22 protein-coding genes are annotated in these 18,341 nt (G+C 53.6%); 5 read left to right on the top strand and 17 right to left on the bottom strand.

Annotation, left to right across the window (positions count from 1 at the left end):
• Positions 1 to 3 precede the first annotated feature (3 nt).
• Positions 4 to 513, top strand: a complete 510-nt coding sequence (gene tpx, locus RBR60_RS13710) for a thiol peroxidase (protein ID WP_320357748.1) — start codon at positions 4 to 6, stop codon at positions 511 to 513.
• A 145-nt stretch (positions 514 to 658) separates the two neighbouring features.
• Here the strand turns inward: tpx and rnk are convergent, their stop codons facing one another.
• The 3 genes from rnk to RBR60_RS13695 all read right to left on the bottom strand — a co-directional run bounded on the left by rnk (position 659) and on the right by RBR60_RS13695 (position 4,592).
• Positions 659 to 1,072, bottom strand: coding sequence for a nucleoside diphosphate kinase regulator (rnk, locus tag RBR60_RS13705; RefSeq protein WP_320357746.1), 414 nt, complete (start codon positions 1,070 to 1,072; stop codon positions 659 to 661).
• 48 nt (positions 1,073 to 1,120) lie between these two features.
• Positions 1,121 to 4,078 (bottom strand): insulinase family protein, encoded by a 2,958-nt coding sequence (locus tag RBR60_RS13700; protein ID WP_320357744.1) that lies wholly within the window; start codon positions 4,076 to 4,078, stop codon positions 1,121 to 1,123.
• An 82-nt stretch (positions 4,079 to 4,160) separates the two neighbouring features.
• The gene (locus tag RBR60_RS13695) at positions 4,161 to 4,592 is read right to left on the bottom strand and encodes a hypothetical protein (protein ID WP_320357742.1); all 432 of its coding nucleotides are present in this window, start codon (positions 4,590 to 4,592) and stop codon (positions 4,161 to 4,163) included.
• Between the two features lie 480 nt (positions 4,593 to 5,072).
• Here RBR60_RS13695 and RBR60_RS13690 point away from each other — a divergent pair, with 480 nt between their 5' ends.
• Together RBR60_RS13690 and rsmA are read left to right on the top strand one after the other, a co-directional pair.
• Positions 5,073 to 5,612, top strand: a complete 540-nt coding sequence (locus tag RBR60_RS13690; protein ID WP_320357740.1) for a DUF2062 domain-containing protein — start codon at positions 5,073 to 5,075, stop codon at positions 5,610 to 5,612.
• On the top strand, positions 5,587 to 6,480 hold the full coding sequence (gene rsmA, locus RBR60_RS13685) for a 16S rRNA (adenine(1518)-N(6)/adenine(1519)-N(6))-dimethyltransferase RsmA (RefSeq protein WP_320357738.1): 894 nt from the start codon (positions 5,587 to 5,589) through the stop codon (positions 6,478 to 6,480). Before RBR60_RS13690 ends, rsmA begins: the two co-directional genes overlap by 26 nt.
• Before the next feature lie 80 nt (positions 6,481 to 6,560).
• Here the strand turns inward: rsmA and RBR60_RS13680 are convergent, their stop codons facing one another.
• Positions 6,561 to 6,944 (bottom strand): hypothetical protein, encoded by a 384-nt coding sequence (locus RBR60_RS13680; protein WP_320357736.1) that lies wholly within the window; start codon positions 6,942 to 6,944, stop codon positions 6,561 to 6,563.
• Positions 6,945 to 7,162: 218 nt separating this feature from the next.
• On the opposite strand from RBR60_RS13680, the gene RBR60_RS13675 reads away from it, so the two are divergent.
• Positions 7,163 to 8,896: an ATP-binding protein gene (locus RBR60_RS13675; RefSeq protein WP_320357734.1), complete on the top strand. Its 1,734-nt coding sequence runs from the start codon at positions 7,163 to 7,165 to the stop codon at positions 8,894 to 8,896.
• A gap of 20 nt (positions 8,897 to 8,916) precedes the next feature.
• The gene (locus RBR60_RS13670) at positions 8,917 to 10,254 is read left to right on the top strand and encodes a sigma-54 dependent transcriptional regulator (protein WP_320357732.1); all 1,338 of its coding nucleotides are present in this window, start codon (positions 8,917 to 8,919) and stop codon (positions 10,252 to 10,254) included.
• 25 nt (positions 10,255 to 10,279) lie between these two features.
• Here the strand turns inward: RBR60_RS13670 and RBR60_RS13665 are convergent, their stop codons facing one another.
• The 13 genes from RBR60_RS13665 to RBR60_RS13605 all read right to left on the bottom strand — a co-directional run.
• Positions 10,280 to 10,738 (bottom strand): DUF1566 domain-containing protein, encoded by a 459-nt coding sequence (locus RBR60_RS13665; protein ID WP_320357730.1) that lies wholly within the window; start codon positions 10,736 to 10,738, stop codon positions 10,280 to 10,282.
• A gap of 78 nt (positions 10,739 to 10,816) precedes the next feature.
• Positions 10,817 to 11,314 (bottom strand): DUF1566 domain-containing protein, encoded by a 498-nt coding sequence (locus tag RBR60_RS13660; protein WP_320357728.1) that lies wholly within the window; start codon positions 11,312 to 11,314, stop codon positions 10,817 to 10,819.
• A gap of 152 nt (positions 11,315 to 11,466) precedes the next feature.
• The gene (locus tag RBR60_RS13655) at positions 11,467 to 11,850 is read right to left on the bottom strand and encodes a hypothetical protein (RefSeq protein WP_320357727.1); all 384 of its coding nucleotides are present in this window, start codon (positions 11,848 to 11,850) and stop codon (positions 11,467 to 11,469) included.
• Positions 11,851 to 11,894: 44 nt separating this feature from the next.
• Positions 11,895 to 12,392 carry a DUF1566 domain-containing protein gene (locus RBR60_RS13650; RefSeq protein WP_320357725.1) on the bottom strand — a complete coding sequence of 166 codons (498 nt, stop codon included), beginning with the start codon at positions 12,390 to 12,392 and terminating at the stop codon, positions 11,895 to 11,897.
• 304 nt (positions 12,393 to 12,696) lie between these two features.
• On the bottom strand, positions 12,697 to 13,200 hold the full coding sequence (locus RBR60_RS13645) for a DUF1566 domain-containing protein (protein WP_320357723.1): 504 nt from the start codon (positions 13,198 to 13,200) through the stop codon (positions 12,697 to 12,699).
• A gap of 45 nt (positions 13,201 to 13,245) precedes the next feature.
• Positions 13,246 to 13,731 carry a DUF1566 domain-containing protein gene (locus RBR60_RS13640; RefSeq protein ID WP_320357721.1) on the bottom strand — a complete coding sequence of 162 codons (486 nt, stop codon included), beginning with the start codon at positions 13,729 to 13,731 and terminating at the stop codon, positions 13,246 to 13,248.
• 44 nt (positions 13,732 to 13,775) lie between these two features.
• A complete protein-coding gene (locus tag RBR60_RS13635) occupies positions 13,776 to 14,264 on the bottom strand; it encodes a DUF1566 domain-containing protein (protein WP_320357719.1) in 489 nt (162 codons plus the stop codon).
• Positions 14,265 to 14,308: 44 nt separating this feature from the next.
• Positions 14,309 to 14,797, bottom strand: a complete 489-nt coding sequence (locus tag RBR60_RS13630; protein WP_320357716.1) for a DUF1566 domain-containing protein — start codon at positions 14,795 to 14,797, stop codon at positions 14,309 to 14,311.
• A gap of 44 nt (positions 14,798 to 14,841) precedes the next feature.
• Positions 14,842 to 15,324, bottom strand: coding sequence for a DUF1566 domain-containing protein (locus RBR60_RS13625; protein ID WP_320357714.1), 483 nt, complete (start codon positions 15,322 to 15,324; stop codon positions 14,842 to 14,844).
• A gap of 456 nt (positions 15,325 to 15,780) precedes the next feature.
• Positions 15,781 to 16,677 (bottom strand): SPFH domain-containing protein, encoded by an 897-nt coding sequence (locus RBR60_RS13620; protein ID WP_320357712.1) that lies wholly within the window; start codon positions 16,675 to 16,677, stop codon positions 15,781 to 15,783.
• 405 nt (positions 16,678 to 17,082) lie between these two features.
• The gene (locus RBR60_RS13615; protein WP_320357710.1) at positions 17,083 to 17,565 is read right to left on the bottom strand and encodes a DUF1566 domain-containing protein; all 483 of its coding nucleotides are present in this window, start codon (positions 17,563 to 17,565) and stop codon (positions 17,083 to 17,085) included.
• A gap of 44 nt (positions 17,566 to 17,609) precedes the next feature.
• Positions 17,610 to 18,116 carry a DUF1566 domain-containing protein gene (locus tag RBR60_RS13610; protein ID WP_320357708.1) on the bottom strand — a complete coding sequence of 169 codons (507 nt, stop codon included), beginning with the start codon at positions 18,114 to 18,116 and terminating at the stop codon, positions 17,610 to 17,612.
• A 44-nt stretch (positions 18,117 to 18,160) separates the two neighbouring features.
• The coding region (locus tag RBR60_RS13605; RefSeq protein WP_320357706.1) for a hypothetical protein at positions 18,161 to 18,341 on the bottom strand (181 nt) is incomplete at its 5' end.

The raw sequence follows: 18,341 nt of genomic DNA, 5'->3' as shown, positions 1-18,341 counted from the left end.
AGCATGGCCACAGTCACCCTCAGAGGCACCCCCGTTCAGACCGCAGGCGAACTTCCCCCCACTGGCAGCCAGGCACCGGACTTCAGGCTGACTGGGACGGATCTGGGGGAAACCGGTCTTTTTGCCTTTCCGGGAAAAAATCTTATCCTCAATATCTTTCCCAGTATTGACACCGGCGTGTGCGCCGCCTCGGTCCGCCGCTTTAACGAGGAAGCCGGAAAAAGGCCAGAAGTCGCTGTCCTCTGCATCTCCGCAGACCTCCCCTTTGCCCACAGCCGCTTCTGCGGGAGCGAAGGACTGACGGCTGTGCATTCCGCATCGACCTTCCGTAACCCGGAATTCGGCCTCGCCTATGGCGTCACCCTCATGGATGGTCCTTTGCGCGGGCTTCTCGCCCGGGCGGTGGTGATCATCGACAGACAAGGCACCGTGGTCCACAGGGAACTGGTACCTGAAATCGGCCAGGATCCTGATTTTAACACCGCACTCAAGGCCCTGGATCTGCTGCCCTGAACGCCCAGGCCCCAAAAAAAGGGAGAAGAAAGGCCTGCCTGGCCCTGCCTTCTCCCCTCTGTTTTTTCTGATCTATCCGCTGCCCTGGGCTGGGGCCCTGCCTATTTCTCGCGCCTGAGCCCATGTGCAAGACAAAAAAACTTTCCTAGAGATGAAAATCTCCGGCCGCTTCAGGCTGGTACAGGATGGCCTCCACCCGAAGCCGTTTTTCTCCATCCGGCGTAGACCAGGAAACCACATCCCCCACCCGAAGGCCGATCATGGCAATACCTGCGGGAGCCAGGATGGAAATGCGGTTCTGGGCAATGTCCGCTTTTCCCGGAAAAACCAGGGTCCACTCCGCCTCCTTACCCGAAACCAGATCCTTCAACCTCACCCTGGAATTCATGGTAATCACATCCGCAGGCACATGCTCCGGCTCCACCACCCTGCACTGATCCAGCTCATCCATGAGCCGATCCAGGTGCTCACCCAGCCGTCCCCGCTTATCCGTGGCCTCCACCAATCTTTCCAGGCGCTCCAGATCCACTTCCGTAATATAAATCGTTCTTTCCTGCATCAAAAAGTCCTCCTCTTTTTCCCAGGGATCGCGGAGTCCTGCAAAAACCTAAATACTGCGGGATTCCAGGGGAGGCTGCACATCCGCCCGGGCCAGGATATCCGCACCCGTAATCACCGCAACGCCGCTTTGGGCCTTTGCCCCTGCAAGAACGCGCTCGGCCACATCACAGACCGCCTTCCTGTCCACCGCCAACAGCCCTTCCTTGAACCGTCTGCGCACCGCATCGGAAAGTCCCACAAGATCCCGCATAAAAGCCTTTCTTGCTGCGGCCGAAGGGGTATCCGGCCTGTCCATTTCCGAGCATACCTGCAAAAGGGCTTCTTTGATATCCGTTTCGTCAAATTTACCTGAAACCAGAAATTCGGAAGCACCGGCAAAGACATCCAGGGTTCTCCGGATATGGGGATCTCGGTAGGAGGCCATGGAAAAGACCCCTTCTTCGGCGTTAAAGAGGGAAAATCCTCCGTACGCCCCTCCCTTTTCCCGAATTTCCCTGTGCAGATACGCGGAACGCAGAAGCTTGGCAATCACAGACAAAACCGGCGCATCCGCATGATCCAAACGCGGAGCTTCCAGGGCTGAAGCCACAAAATTCACCGCTGTGGCCGTTGTCCAGGCCTCACGCAGAACCGGGACTGCCTGAAGCGCTGAGGCATTCAGCACAAAAGCCGCCTGCCCGCCCTGCCCCTGGGAGTCCCGCAGCGCCTGCATGCCGTCCAGGGCTTTTTCCCGGATTCCCTCTTCTGAAACCAGAGCCGCCCGCAGGTTTTTCGCAGTAAAGATTTTCTGGGCCATTACACCCAGTTTTTCCTGGAGATCCTGCAAGGCGTTTCCATCCCCGGCCTTGATTCCATCGGTCAGTGTCTTGATCCGTTTCAGCTGATGCACGCCATTCCAGTCTTCGGAAAGCGCGCACCCAGGACTTAAGTGCCTGGAGGCAAGGGAAATGGCCAACCTGTGCCCGCTCTGCACCACGGCCGACTCCATGGCGGCCCGGTATTCAAAAAGAAGCTGACGCAGGCGTTCCGCATCGGAAAAATCATAACGCGCCGTAAAACCTTCCAGAAGTTCCAGCATGGGAGAAAGGTTACGCTCCAACGCCTTGGCCGACAGGGTGATAAAAGGCGAAAGAAGGGCCGTATCCAGTCGGGTGCGACTGTGACTGGAAGCACCGATACCGCCCGTTGTGGCGTCCATTTTCCGGGCCACAGCCACATAATCCATATCCCGCGTGCCCATGCGGGTGAGTACGTGGGAAAAAAGCGGCACCAGGGCCAGGTATTCCGGATCCAGATCCGCCACACCAAAGGCCAGGGTGGCATACACGATGCCTGATGTGGGGGCATCGTAAAACACAAGATCCTCCCGGCTTCCCGAAGGCGCCACGGTTTTCACGGCCGGATCAATGTCCTCTCGCTCCAGAGTGGGCAGCACGGAAAGATTTTCCTCCGCCTCCTGCAGGGCCTTCAGGGTTTCCGCCTCCTGTCGGATGCTCTGCCTTTCCTCCTCACCCAGGGAAGCATCAATGGCGTCCAGGATCCGACGCTCCTCCTCATCCATCCGCCGCTGTTTTTCCGTATCCGGCGCCAGGATGAAACGGACCCTGTGGGGATTTTCCAGAAGATACCTGCGGATCAGATTTTCAAAATACCCCGCATCCATTCCACTGCGAATGGCTTCCAGATCCTCTTCAAACTGCAGCACCTTCAGAGGATCGCCCCCGTGAAACCAGGTTCCGGACATTCCCAATACAAGCTTGAGGCCATAAGGATAGGGCGTATTGGAAATCTCCTTTTTCTGAAACTCCAGCTGATGCATGGCCGCTTCCACCAGCTCCCGGTCAATGCCCTTTTCCGCAAGCCTTGTCAGGGTTTCCAGAATGAGGTTTTCCAGGGTGATGGCATCCTTTTCCCTCATCCCCTTCAGGCCACAGGAAAAAGCCGTATCCCGGTTATCTGCGTCAAAACCCGCACCATCGCAAAGTGCAGTACCCAGACCTGAATCCATGAGTGCCTTGCGCAAGGGGGCTCCCGCATTGCCCAGCAGAACCTGCTCTAGAAGCACAAAACCCAGAACATCCTGGGTGTTCAGGATATCCGGCGTGAGCCAGGCCAGGGCCACCTGGCACTCCTTATCCAGGCTGCCCCCATCCACAGCCGGATAAGTTTCCCGGACTTCCCGGGGTGTTGTCCAGCGTGGCTGCGAAGGTACCTCGGTTTTGGGATCTATGCGGGAAAAACGGGAAAGCACCCCCTCCTCAATGACCTGCAGATGCCCTTCCAGGGGCATGTCCCCATAGGTAAAGAACCAGGCGTTACTGGGATGGTAGTGGCGGCGGTGAAAGGCCAGAAGATCCGCGTGGCTCAGGTCCGGAATACAGGCCGGATCTCCCCCGGAGTTGTGCCCATAGGTCACATCCGGATAAAGCGCCTTTAAAAGCCCCCGTCCCATAATCTGGCTGGGCGAGCTCATCGCGCCCTTCATCTCATTGTATACAACCCCCATACGCTGCAGGATACCCGCTTCATCGTACTCCAGACGATGTCCTTCCTGGCGGAAACTTAAGAGATCCAGCTTCGGGAAAAAGGCCGCATCCAGATACACCCGGAGAAGGTTATAAAAATCCTTGGTGTTCTCCGTGGCAAAGGGATACAGGGTCCAGTCCGAAGCCGTGAAGGCGTTCATAAAGGTATTGAGGCTGCGCTTGATCATGGAAAAAAAAGGATCCCGCACAGGATAGCGTTCTGAACCGCAGAGGGCCGTATGCTCAAGAATATGGGCAACACCCGTCTCATCCGCAGGAACGGTTTTAAAACCTGCGGCAAAGGTGTTTTCACTGTCAGGACAGGCCACATGCACATGCCGGGCCCCCGTTGCCTCATGTTCCAGGGCGTAATAGCAGCCACGAATTTCGGGAAGGACCGCCGTTTTCCGGACAAGGAATCCTCCCACACGCTGACCCTCGGACAGCATCGGAGTGCTGTGATCTTTCATCGTTGCCATCAAAAAAGACGATCCTTTCATCTTCAGTAAAAAAAACAAACCGGCAAAAGGGCTTCAATGTTTCCCAAAAAACGGTTTTCCCTCAGGCCATGTCAGGGGTTTCCTCCGCCTTTTTTTCAGAGACAATCTGGTAGGCCCCCCGATTTTCCCGCATGATTTTTCCCGTTTTATACATGCGGAAAACAATGTTTCTGAGTTTTTTATCATCGTATCCGGTTTTTTCACGGATCTCTTTGAAGCTGATTTCTCCGCCATGCTCCCGCATCACGGAAAGCACCACATCCGCAGCACTGAGTCCTGCGCGTTTCCCCTTTCTGCCCCCTGCTTTGCGGCCGCCTGCGCCGTTCCCCATGCCCATGCCACTGGTCAGATGAATCTGTTTTAAAAGATTTTCCAGCTGGGCCATCCGGTCCATCAGGGCGCTGAAATCCTTGCGGGTCGGAATATCATGCTGATCCATAATCTGTTCAATGAGATCACTTAAAACAGGACGCGCAACTTTCTTTTTGGCCATAGGAATTCTCCTCATCATACCATTGGGGGGTCTTGAAGGATAAGCAATCGAAGGTGAACATTGAATAAAAATACTTTTTCCTGAAAAAAATTCAAGGCAAGATTTCTGATCTGAGAAAAAGAATTTCACACATGGAATGTATGCCATTTGAACATACAGAAGATACGCCCCTAAAAACAATTCATAAAAATAATATATCTACTCTTTCAAAAAAGCAAAAGCATCTTCCCATGAACATCGCACACAGAAAAGAAGGGCCATTCAGGATCAGACATTCTTTCCTCCCCTCTTTTTATCTGATGCACTCACCGGGATTATCAGGGGCAAAGACTTTGTCCAAAGCCCTCTGAATCATTTGCCCGGTAACGGATTTCATGGTAACAATATCCGCCAGTTCGCGCCGGAACAAAGATCTTTTTTGTTCCGCCCCAAACGAGCCCAGCATCCGGGGCTCCCGTCCACCATCAACCGCCGGGCCCCATGACGCCGAAACAACGTCTTTTTCATATTTACCGGCAGCTTGAACAGCTTGGAGGCGAAAAGCCCTTTGTGGCCCGGGGTTTTGCCATCGGCGTTTTCATTGCCATGACCCCCACCATCCCCTTTAACACCGTATTGGCCATTGTCCTTGGCTTTCTTCTCCGGGGAAGCATTCCCGCGGCCTTCATCGGAACCCTGATTTCCAATCCCATCACCATCCCGGTACTTTACTATGCAGCCTATCTCTTGGGCGTCACTCTCACAGGGATAGAGGGGGTGGGCTTTGATGACATTCTCACCCTTGCCTATCACTTCAACGGTCCGGGCACGCTCCAGGAAAAAATGCAGGGTGCGGTCCTCCTTGTTCATGGAAAAGCCTCCGTTCTCTGGGCCACTCTCCTGGGCGGCATTGTCATGGGTATCCCCGTGGCCTTTGGCACCTATTATCTTACCCTGCGTCTGCTCCGGGCTTCCGCCTCTCCGCAGACAAAGGCCTCTGATGGAAAAGAAATCAATGACAACACCCCAGATGCTCCTTAAGGCCTCAGACCTCAAACCCAAAAAAGACCTGGGTCAGAATTTTCTCATCGATCCTTCCACGCCAGAAATGATCCTGGACCGAGCCGGTATTGCCCAGGGCTGTAACCAGAACCTCATTGAGATTGGTCCAGGTCTTGGCGCCCTCACCCTTCCCGCTGCACGCAGGGCCGCCCATGTCCATGCCGTGGAAGCGGACAGAGACCTGATCCCGCTTCTGGAACAGGAAATTCTCTCCGCAGGTCTTTCCAACATCACCCTGCATAACCGCAGTATCCTCAGGATTGATCTCGAACCCCTTCTCGCCGAAGGCCGGAATACGCTTGTCATCGGAAACCTTCCCTACAATATCTCCTCCCAGATTCTCATCCGTATCCTGGCCTTTCGCCATCGCATCACCCGGGGAATTTTCATGCTGCAAACGGAAATGGCCCAGCGCATTGTGGCTCCTCCGGGCAACCGGGACTACGGACGTCTTTCCGTGGCCCTTCAGTATTGCGGCCACATCCGCATGCTGGCTTCCGTGAAAGCCCACCTTTTTTACCCCAAACCCAAGGTGGATTCCGCCATTATCGAAGTGGTTTTTCCCGAAAAACCCGAGCTCCAGGCAAAGGATGAGACTCTTTTCTTTGAGGTGGTCCGGGCGGCCTTTGGCCAGAGACGAAAAACCCTGCGCAACAGCCTGGCCTCAGGCCTTGCGGATCTTGGTGCCCAGGAGGCCGAAGCGCTTCTCATCCGGGCAGGGATCACGCCTTCCAGGCGGGCCGAGACCCTTCATGTTCCAGAATTTGTGCAGCTTGCAGACCTTCTCTTTGATAAAAGACAGGAAGACGAAAACAGGTACAAGGCAGAAAATCTCCCTTCCCAGTGAACCCTTCTTCTGACCCAAACTGAAAAACGGGGCCAAAGCCCCGTTTTTCAATCATAATGAATGTCTTTTTCTGTCCCTGCCTACTGAGCTCTGCCAGCCCCCATTCTTCCCTGGCGCATCCCATCGCACCCACAACCATCCCCCATACCCGCCAGACCATGGGCCTTGGCTTTCATGGCCATGGTCGCCTTGTGCCTGGCCATTTCCTGGTACAAAGCCTCCACACGGGCCGTATCCGGATGTTCCGCACTCATGGCAGCAGCCAGTTCCGCCCGATTCGTTTCCAGAGCCACCCGAAGCTCCGCCGTATCCTTCAGGAAAGCCGCCCGACTTTCAGGAGCCATCTCCATACAACTTCCCATCATACCCTTACCCCGACCCGGACCTCCTCCCCAGGCAAACCCCTGCACAGCCATCATCCCCACAAGCGCCGCCCCTGCCACCAGAATCCATATTTTTTTCATGTTCTTATCCTTTCCTTTCCGGTTTATTTCATTGTCCTCGGACAATCCTGATCTCTCTTTATTGCACATCCGATGCCAAATTTAAAAAAATGAATCTTTACAACATGATACATAAGAAAATGAACTTTCCGCTCTTTTTAGATCTTCCAATGTGTATAAAATTCATACATACTTTCTTCCGGGAATCCGTATAAACTTCATACACTCTGGAGCCGACCATGCCTCCCACGTCCCTTTCCCAGCCAAGCACCCTTACAGGATCCAGGTGGCTCATGCCCGCCCTGATCCTCCTTCTCATTGCCGTAATTTTCAGCATGGCCCTCATCAATCATCAACGCAGTCAGAATCACATGGTCCGCATCCTTCAGGAAAAAGGCCAGATCCTCACCCGTGCGCTGGAAGCCGGAACCCGCACCGGCATGATGGGTAGACTGGGAGAAGCAGTTCAGCTCAAAACCCTTTTCCAGGAAACCACCAGCCTACCCGATATCCGTTACATCCTGCTCTGCGATCCCCAAGGCCTGGTACGCATCAACGCCGATCCCGAAGGACTTGCCGAGCGTACCCTTTCTTCCCGCATACTGGCCTCCCTCCCCCAAAGCCATCCCCAGGGATGGACCATCTCAGGAAAAGGGGATGAACGCCATTTCCTCTTTTATCAGACCTTCACTCCCTTAAGACGCCCCATGCATCCCCATGGGCAGGGTCGCAGGGCCGCCCCTTCCCCCTGCGACAGCCCCTTTTGCGGAGAGCTTTTCCAACCGGCCAGCCCTCCGCTGACCCTCGTGGTGGGCATGGATATCCAGGCCTTTGATACCGCCCGAACCCAGGATGTACGCCAGACCCTGACCATGGCGGGGATTCTCCTTCTTTTGGCCATCTTTGCCGTTATCGCCCTCTTCCGCGCCGAAGCCCTGCGCCATTCAAGGCTGAGACTCCGGGACATCCAGGCCATGGCCATGGAAATCATCCGCTCCTTTCCCGCAGGTCTTCTCATACTCGACGCTAAGGGACATCTGCGCTTTGCCAACAAAACCGCAGAAAACCTTCTGGAAAAGCCCCTGGGCAAACTGGTGGGCCAGGTTCTTCCGCCCCTCATGCCCGAAGTACTGAGACCCTTACTCCAAAATCCGGAAACAGCCATTCCGGAATCAGAAATTCTTCTTCCCCATGACAAAGCGCCCATCCCCATCTCCGTCAGTATTTCTCCCATCCAGAGCCAGGGAGAAGTCTTGGGCCGTGTACTCGTACTGCGGGATCTCAGCGAAATCCGCCGCCTGGAAGAAGAGGTGAGACGCAGAGAAAAACTTGCCGCCGTAGGCCAGCTTGCCGCAGGTGTCGCCCATGAAATTCGTAATCCCTTAAGCTCAATCAAGGGTTTTGCCACCCATTTCCGCCAGCTTTTTGCTCCGGAAAGCCCCCACCATGAAGCCGCAGAAATTCTCATCCGGGAAGTCAACCGCATGGACCGGGTCATCGGAGAACTGCTGGAATTTGCAAGGCCCTCGGATATACAGCCCCTCCCCACCCCACCGGAACCCCTGATCCGCCATACCCTGCGCCTCATTGAGCCCGATGCCAGAGCTTCGGATATTCGCATGGACATACAGATTCCTGAGCTTCCTGAAATTTCAATGGATCCCGATCGCGTCACCCAGGTACTGCTCAACCTCTATCTCAACGCCATCCAGGCCATGGGAAAGGGCGGGGTTCTCACCGTGAGCGCAAAGCTCGAAAACGGCTTTCTTGCCCTTAACATTCAGGATACCGGCAAAGGCATCCCCGAAGGGGACATTCCCAAGATTTTTGACCCTTTTTATACTACCAAAAGCAAGGGTACGGGCCTGGGGCTGGCAGTGGTGGAAAAAATCATCACCGCCCATGGCGGCCGGATACGGGTGGAAAGCCCCCCCGAGGGCGGCACCCGATTTGGTCTTTACTTCCCCCTCTGACAACAAAAAGGAACCTAGTCATGGTAAAACCCCGTATTCTTGTGGTGGATGATGACGAAGGTCACAGAAAGATGCTCCAAACCCTGCTTTCAGGTTCTGGCTACCAGGTGGAAGAAGCCGCAAGTGGTGAAGAAGGACTCCGGAAAGTCATGGACATGCCCATGGACACCATCCTTATGGATGTACGCATGGCAGGGATTTCCGGGATTGAGGCCCTGGAGAAAATGCTGACCTGGAATCCCAGCCTTCCCATCCTCATCATGACCGCCTACTCCTCCGTGGAGTCCGCACGCAGAGCCCTGAAATCCGGGGCCTACGACTACCTCACCAAACCCCTGGACTTTGACGAACTCCATATCCTTTTATCCCGTACCCTGGACCACAGACGGCTTAAGGACGAAAATCGCAGTCTGAAAGAACACCTTGCCATCCATCCCGGCTGCCCCAGAATCATCGGAAAAAGCCCTGCCATGCAAAGGCTCATGGACATGGCCCAGACCATGGCGGCCAGCGAGGCGACCATACTCATCACCGGGCCTTCGGGAACGGGCAAGGAACTCATTGCCCGGGCGCTCCACGCCATGGGACCACGGAAGGAAAAGGTCTTTGTGCCCCTCAACTGCGCAGCTTTCACGGATTCCCTTCTGGAATCGGAATTATTCGGCCATGAGAAGGGAGCCTTCACCGGAGCGGATCGCAGGCGGGAAGGGCGCTTTGTGCAGGCAGACGGCGGCACCCTTTTTCTGGATGAAATCGGTGAGACCTCTCCTGCCATGCAGGCAAGGCTGCTGCGGGTTCTGCAGGAAGGCGAAATTCAGCGGGTGGGAAGCGATAAGATCATCAAAGTGGATGTGCGCATTCTGGCCGCCACCAACCGGGATCTGGCTCAGGCGGTGAAAGACCAGGAATTTCGGGAAGATCTCTATTACAGACTCAATGTGCTGCGCCTTGAAATGCCCTCCCTGCGTGAGCGAACCGGGGATATCCCCCTTCTTGCCCATCATTTTCTCCGCCATTATGCGGAAAAAAACCGCAAGCATGTGCTGCGCTTCAGCCCCAGGGCCATGGATGCGCTTTTACACCACGCCTGGCCCGGCAATGTGCGGGAGCTTGAAAATGCCATTGAACGCGCCGTCATTCTCTGCCCTTCGGATACCATCACAGAAGAAGAGCTTCCCATGGGCATGGCCGCAGCAATCCCCCCTGCGGGAAACGGGAAGACCCTTGCCGACCTGGAACGCCATGCCATTTTCTCCACCCTGGAGCAGACCCAGGGAAACAAATCCGAAGCCGCCCGGATTTTGGGCATTACACGGGCAACTCTGCACAACAAACTGAAAATATATGAAGAAACCTGATCACCTCCGCAGGCCAAAACAAAAGTCACTGTCCGCCGCGCACGAGACGAACCCGTTGGGTGGCTTTCTTGCTGTCGGCGCTGACAAAGCCGTTATTAAAAAGGAGGCACCACGCAAGGTGACTGAAGTCTGCAGAGGCCGAGGAAGACCAGAACCAATAATCGCCAGGCAATGCTTTGTGATCGTATGGTGCAAGGGTTCTCAGCTCAGAGATGGTGGGGAGCCGGAATCCACCGGGAGCTGTCAGGCGTAAGGCATCCTCCCAGCTTCCTCTCCAGGCTTCTCCATTGCAACCCGAACCTGTCCAGCTCTGACCATAGGGACATCGCTGCCATTCAAGACCTGTCTTGCTGTCCCGGACAATGGAGCCATGGCTTCCTTCCACTTCCTGAAACCGGGGAGGCGGCTGGGCTGCCTGCGCGATGCCTGCAACACAGAAAAACACCATTATCCCCAAAAAAACAGCAGAGTCTTTCTGGAACATCCCTTCGCCAGAATCGTTTTTTCCGTCATTGTTTTTTCCTTTCCTATCAGCTTCAGTAAGACTGGCAAAAAACCAGAATCACTGCCCGGCACGCACGAGGCGTACCTGACACTTGTCTCTCTTGCTGAGGCTACCGGCTCCGCTGCGGCCGCCATAACCGAAAGAGAGATACCACGCATAGCCCGGAGAACTGGCAAGATCCGAGGAAGACCAAAACCAGTAAGGACCAGGAAAAACATTCTGATCATAAGGAACCAGAGTCTTCAGCTCATCAATGGTCGGAACCCGGAATCCACCCGGAGCTGTCAAATCCCATGCATTATGCCAGCTTTCTTGCCAGGCTCTTCCGCTACAGCCTGAACCTGTCCAGCTCTGACCATAGGGGCAGCGTTGCCATTCAAGCCCTGTGGTAGTGTCCCGGACAATGGAACCATTGCTTCCTTCCACCTCCTGAAACCGGGATGGCTGTTGCGCTGCCTGTACGATTCCTGAAACACCCAAAAACAACAGCATCCCCAGAGAAAGCAGCAGATTTTTCCTGAAACATCCCTTTGCCTGAATCTGTTTTTTGTTCATGGTTTTTCCTTTCTTTCTGGTGTCTCATGACAAAAAGCCAAAATCACTGTCCGCCGCGCACAAGGCGCACATGGTAGTTGAGGAGCTTGCTGTAGCCGTCGACATGCCCGTCGTGGAAATTGAGGTACTGCGCATTGATATACCGGTTGAAGTTACTGGGCGAGGAAGACCAAAAAAACGTAAGGACCAGGAAAAATTCTTTGATCATATGGGTGCAGGCTTTTCAGCTCATCAATGGTCGGGAGCCGGAACCCGCCCGGAGCTGTTATCCGCACGGCATCATACCAGTTTCCTTGCCAGGTAGCCCCGTTGCAGCCTGAACCTGTCCAGCTTTGTCCATAGGGGCAGCGCTGCCATTCAAGCCCTGAGCTATTGTCTCGGATAATAGACTCATTGCTTCCTTCCACCGGCTGAAAGCGGGAGGGTTGTTGTGCTGCCTGTAGGATGCCTGCAACACCGAAAAACACCAGCATCCCCAGAGAAAGCAGCAGATTTTTCCTGAAACATCCCTTCACCTTAACCTGTTTTTTCTTCATGGCCTTTCCTTTCCTATTCGTGCGTCATGACAAAAAAACCAGAATCACTGTCCGTCGCGCACAAGGCGTACCTGGCTGCCGTAGCCCTTGAGGCCGTTGCTGGGATAGCCGCCGCCGAAATGGAGGCCCCACGCAGCGCTATTACTGTAGGCATCGGGCGAGCAAGACCATAATCTGTAAGCACCAGGAAAAACATTTTGATCATATGGGGCCAGAGTTTTTAGTTCGTCAATGGTCGGAACCCGGAATCCATCCGGAGCTGTTATCCGCACTGCATCATGCCAGCTTCCTTGCCAGGCGGATCCGCTACAGCCTGAACCTGTCCAGCTCTGACCATAGGCACAGCGCTGCCATTCCAGGCCGCTATTATTATCCCGGACGATAGCACCATTACTGTTGGCTACCACCTGGAAACGGGCAGGCAGCTGGGGTGGTTGTGCGGCCTGTACGAAGCCTGCAAAGCAAAAAAACACCAGTAATCCCAAAACAATCGCCAGATTTTTTCTGAGATAGCCCTTCGCATGAACCGTATTTTTCTTCATGGGCCTTTCCTTTCTAATTGTTCACGACTTTCGTCATCAAAGCTTCCACCAGTGCGTTAACCGGGGCACAGAAGTAGATCCGGTCATTACGGGGGGCGGACTGCATGGCAGCTGTCATCACGTTCTCCTTTGATACGCGGTGAATGGAAGAAATGAATCCCGACCAGAAGGGCCACAGCGATATCCTGATGACGGATTCCGGCTGCTCACCCGCAGCATGATTGCGATAATTTCCGGGGTATGGGCCAACCATGGGCATGCCTATAACTCTCTGGAATTCATTTTTTTTGCAAAAAAAACAAAATCAATGCCCGCTACGCACAAGGCGGAGCTGGTAGTAGTTGCCCTTGTAGTAGTTGCGGGCACCGCCGCCGTAGTCGAAATAGAGGCCCCACGCATCGCCAGTATCGTAGGCATGGGGCGAGGAAGACCAAAACCCGTAATTGCCAGGAAAAACACCTTGATCATATGGAGCCAGGGTTTTCAGCTCATCAATGGTTGGAACCCGGAATCCACCCGGAGCTGTTACCCGCACGGCATCATCCCACGTTCCTCTCCAGGCTCTTCCGCTACAGCCTGAACCTGTCCAGCCCTTACCATAGGGGCAGCGCTGCCATTCAAGCCCTGTGGTATTGTCCCGGATAATGGAACCATTGCTTCCTTCCGCCTCCTGAAACCGGGGAGGAGGAGATGATGGAGGCTGGGCTGCCTGCACCGCTCCTGCAACACAGAAAAAAACCATTATCCCCAGAGAAAGCAGCAAATTATTTCTGAAAGACCCCTTCTCCTGAATCATTTTTTTCTTCATGGCCTTTTCCTTTCTTATTGGTGCCCCATGACAAAAAAACAGAAATTACTGTCCACCGCGCACATAACGCACCCGGCCGCCGTTGTAGGCCTGGCTGCGGCCGCGGACATGACCACTGTCGAAATAAAGGCCCCACGCATAGTAGCCGTTAGCGGGATAGAGCGAGGCAGACCAAAACCAGTCTGTACCCGGAAAAATATTTTGATTATATGGAGCCAGAGTTTTCAGTTCATCAATGGTCGGGAGCCGGAACCCTCCCGAGGCTGTCATTCTTATTGCAGCACTCCATCTTCCTATCCAGGCGGCTCCGCTACAGTCTGAGCCTGTCCAGCTCTGACCAAAGGGGCAGCGCTGCCATTCAAGCCCTGTAGTATTGTCCCGGATAATGGAGCCATTGCTTCCTTCTACCTCCTGAAACCGGAAATCCGCTGCCTGCACGGCTCCTGCAAAGCAGAAAAGCACCATCAGCCCCAAAAAAAGCAGCAGATTTTTTCTGACTCTCTCCTTCACCTGAACCCGCTTTTCTTTCATTACCTTTTCCTTTCTTATTGATGCCTCATGACAAAAAGCCAGAATCACTGTCCGCCGCGCACAAGGCGCGCCTGGGAGTCGTCGCTCTTTAGGCTGCCGTTGTAGGCATGGCCGAAGTAGAATTGGAGATCCCACGCATCGTTACTATTGGCATAGGGCGAAAAATACCAAAACCAGCCAGCACCAGGAAAAACATTTAGATCATATGGAGCAAGAGTTTGCAGTTCATCAATGGTCGGGAGCCGGAACCCGCCCGGAGCTGTTATCCGCACTGCATCATCCCACGTTCCTCTCCAGGCAGCTCCGCTACAGCCTGAACCTGTCCAGCTCTGACCATAGGCACAGCGCTGCCACTCAAGCCCTGTGGTATTGTCCCGGACAATGGAACCACTGCTTCCTTTTACCTCCTGAAACCGGGATGCTTTTTGCGCTGCCTGCACGGCTCCCGCAAAGCAGAAAAGCGCCATTATCCCCAGAAAAAGCAGCCGATTTTTTCTGACTCTCCCCTTCACCTGAACCCGCTTTTCTTTCATTGCCTTTTCCTTTCTTATTGATGCCTCATGGCAAAACGCCAGAATCACTGTCCGCCGCGCACAAGGCGCGCCTGGAAGTCGTCGCTCTTGAAGCCGTAGTAGACATAGGCGTAGTTGAAAAAGAGGTACCACGCATTGCCACTGTAGGAGGCATTGGACGAGGAAGACCAAAACAGGCCAGCACCAGGAAAAACATTTAGATCATATGGAGCAAGAGTTTGCAGTTCATCAATGGTCGGGAGCCGGAACCCGCCCGGAGCTGTTATCCGCACTGCATCATACCAGTTTCCTTGCCAGGCGGCTCCGCTACAGGTTGAGCCTGTCCAGATCTGCCCATAGGGGCAGCGCTGCCACTCAAGCCCTGTGGTATTGTCCCGGATAATAAAACCACTGCTTCCTTTTACCTCCTGAAACCGGGATGGTTTTTGCGCTGCCTGCACGGCCCCTGCAAAGCAGAAAAGCACCATTATCCCCAGAAAAAGCAGCAGATTTTTTCTGAAAGCCCCCTTCACCTCAACCCGTTTTTCTTTCATTGCCTTTTCCTTTCTTATTCGTGCCTCATGGCAAAAAGCCAAAATCACTGTCCGCTGCGCACGAGACGAACCAGACTGCTGCCATGCTTGCTGCCGTAGCCAACATAGCCACCACCGAAATTGAGGCGCCACGCATTGCTATTCCCATTGGCAATGGGGGAAGAAGACCAAAACCAGTAATCGCCAGGAAAAATTTTTTGATCATATGGTTCAAGGGTTTTCAACTCCTCAAGGGTCGGGAGCCGGAATCCACCCGGAGTTGTCAGGCGTAAGGCATCATACCACTTTCCTCTCCAGAGGGTTCCGTTACAGCCTGAACCTGTCCAGTTTAAACCATAGGGACAGCGCTGCCATTCAAGGCCTGTATTATTGTCCCGGATAATGGAGCCGTTACTTCCTTCCACCTCCTGAAACCGGGAAGCTATTGCCTGTAGGGTGCCAGCAGTACAGAAAAACACCAGCATTCCCAGAAAAACCACCATATTTTTTCTGAAACGTCCCGTCGCCTGAACCGATTTTTTCCTCATGGCCTTTTCCTTTCTTAAAATCTTTCTGCAATACTTCCCTGCGTAATAAAAACCTTTTGATGCTGACCCTTAAAAAACAATTTTATGGACCATGTTCGCTGATTAAGATTAAAATTTTTGCAACAAGCATACCAAAATTGAGAATGCCTATCCTTACGAGCAATGGCCCTGCGAATTGTTGAAAGAGCAGGCTTGCTGCCGCCAACAAAACTGCCACATGCCAAGAGGTCTGCCATCCACCGCCATATGCCCATGGTAAAGGTTGAATTTGAAGCAGAAACGGGAGATCTGCCCTTTGCCGGTTTCCATCCCGGCAAATTGGGAGACTCCCCTTGTCATTGCCCCTGAAAAAGCATTCCTGACAGATTTTTTGTCTTTACAGCAAAGCCGCACACCCGAAAAATCCGGAAGAAAAAAAGCTTCTGCCATTTCCCCTTACCGGAAACAGTTCTCCCCTCACCGCAGACTCTGGCCCGACATGTTGATAACAGGCTCCGCCTGGGTTTCTCCGCAAAGCACCACAAGAAGGTTGCCCACCATGGCCGCCTTGCGTTCCTCATCAAGGGTCAGGATGTTCTTCCGGGAAAGCTCCTCAAGGGCCATTTCCACCATGCTGACAGCACCATGCACGATTTTCTTCCGGGCCGAAATAATGGCTTCTGCCTGCTGACGCCGCAGCATGGTTCCGGCAATCTCCGGGGCATAGGCCAGATGGGTGAGCCGGGATTCCGAGACAGACACACCGGCTCTGGCAAGCCTTTCCCGGAGTTCCATTTCAAGGGCTTCACTGATCTTGTCCGTGTTACCCCTTAAGGTCAGTTCCTCTTCGGAACCGTCATCCGCATGGTCATAGGGATAGTGGCTGGCCAGATGGCGGACGGCGGATTCACTCTGCATATGCACATAATGCTCGTAATCATCCACATCAAAAAGAGCCTGGGCCGTGTCCTGCACCTGCCAGACCACCACGGCGGCAATCTCAATGGGATTGCCCCGCAGATCGTTGACCTTCAGGGTCTCGGTCTCAAAACTGCGGGCCCGCAAGGACACCCGGCATTTCTGTCCATGACCGGTCAGGGAATCCCGGTGTACGCTGAAGGGGTTGGCCCAGTGGAAGCCGTCCTTTTTCACCGTTCCCCGGTATTTCCCAAAAAGAATCAGCACCCTGGCCTCATTGGGTTGCAGGGTGAAAAAGCCCTTGCCCATGAGAATCAGAATGGGAATCCCCAACAGGGCTGAAAAAGCCATAATCCCCACAGGCGAAAAAAAGAGTAGGACAAAGCCCGGTATCAGCATGAGGGTAAAAATCAGCATGGCCCATCCGTTAAACACCTTTGCCGGTTGTTCTTCCATGGGGATTCTCCTTTTTTGGGATGTGGGAATTCCTGAAGTCTCCTGCTCCGAAGGAGCAGATTCAGGTTTGGCGGATTTCTGGAAAAAACGGAATACGGCATAAGGGTCTTCCGGATCAGGGCTTTCTGTCAAGTCCGGAACAAAGAAAAAACCTCCCTTTCCATTCCCCGCAGAGGGGCTGTAATCCTGACCCGGACAAATATGGCTGAAGGAAGGTTAGCATCAGGTTTTCCGATGAGTGTATGGGACATTGGAATACAGCTTTGGAAGGATGGGGCAAAGACTTTAAAGGAAAAAGGCCCTACAGTTTTTAAAAAAAACCGTAAAGCCTTTCTTTTATTGAAAACATCCATTTTCCCTTATGAATTCATGGAAAATCCAGCATTTGCTGACCAAAAGCCAAAATCACTGTCTGACACGCACGAGACGCGCCCGGCCCTTGTTGGACTTGCCGTAGGCGGTGACACCGCTCTCCAAACCCCACGCAGCGCCACTAAGGTAGGGATAGGACGAGGAAGACCACTCAAAGTCACCACCAGAAAAAATATTATATGGATGCAGAGTTCTCAGCTCATCAACGGTCGGGAGCCGGAATCCACCCGGAGCTGTTATCCGCACTGCATCATCCCATTTTCCTCTCCAGGCAGCTCCGCTACAGCCTGAACCTGTCCAGCTTTGACCATAGGGACAGCGCTGCCATTCTAAGCCGCTGTGAGTATCCCGGAGAATGGAGCCATTACTTCCTTCTACCTCCTGAAACCGGGAAAAATCCGGCGGCTGTTGTGCTGCCTGCACGGCTCCCGCAAAACAGAAAAGCACCATTATCCCCAGAAAAAGCAGCAGATTTTTTCTGAAACACCCCTTCACCTGAACCCGATTTTCTTTCATTGCCTTTTCCTTTCTTATTGGTGCCCCATGACAAAAAGCCAGAATCACTGTCCGCCGCGCACAAGGCGCACCAGGTTGCGGTCGCCCTTGCCGTAGGAGGTGACAGAGCCGTCGTAGAAATTGAAGAACCATGCACAGTGAATATCGTTGGCATCGGGCGAGGAAGACCAAAATTCGTTAAGTTTAGCACCAGGAAAAATACTTCGATCATATGAATGCAGAGTTTTCAGCTCATCAATGGTCGGGAGCCGAAAACCACCCGGAGCTGTTATCCGCACTGCATCCTCCCACGTTCCTTCCCAGGCGGCTCCGCTGCAGCCTGAACCTGTCCAGCTCAGACCATAAGCACAACGCTGCCATTCAAGACCTGTGTTATTGTCACGGATAATGGAGCCATTGCTTCCCGCGACCTCCTGAAACCGGGGAGGAGGAGGCTGAGGCGGCTGGGCTGCCTGCACGGCTCCTGCAACACAGAAAAGCACCATCAGCCCCAAAGAAAGCAGCAGATTTCTTTTGAAGCATCTCTTCATCTGAACCCGTTTTTCTTTCATTACCCTTTCCTTTCTTAGTGATGCCCCATGACAAAAAACCAAAATCACTGTCCGCCGCGCACAAGGCGGATCTGATAGCCATCGTAATCGTTCTTGCCATTATAATTGGAACTGCCGTACCTGAGAGAAAGGTTCCACGCATAATCATCACTTCCCTGATAGGTCGAGGAAGACCAAAAACAGGCATCACCAGGAAAAATAGTTCTGTCATATGGATCCAGAGTT

The sequence above is a fragment of the Desulfobotulus sp. genome (assembly GCF_034006065.1).
Taxonomy (GTDB): domain Bacteria; phylum Desulfobacterota; class Desulfobacteria; order Desulfobacterales; family ASO4-4; genus Desulfobotulus.
The sequence above is the reverse complement of the archived record's forward strand: the minus strand, read 5'-3'. Positions and strand labels throughout refer to the sequence as shown.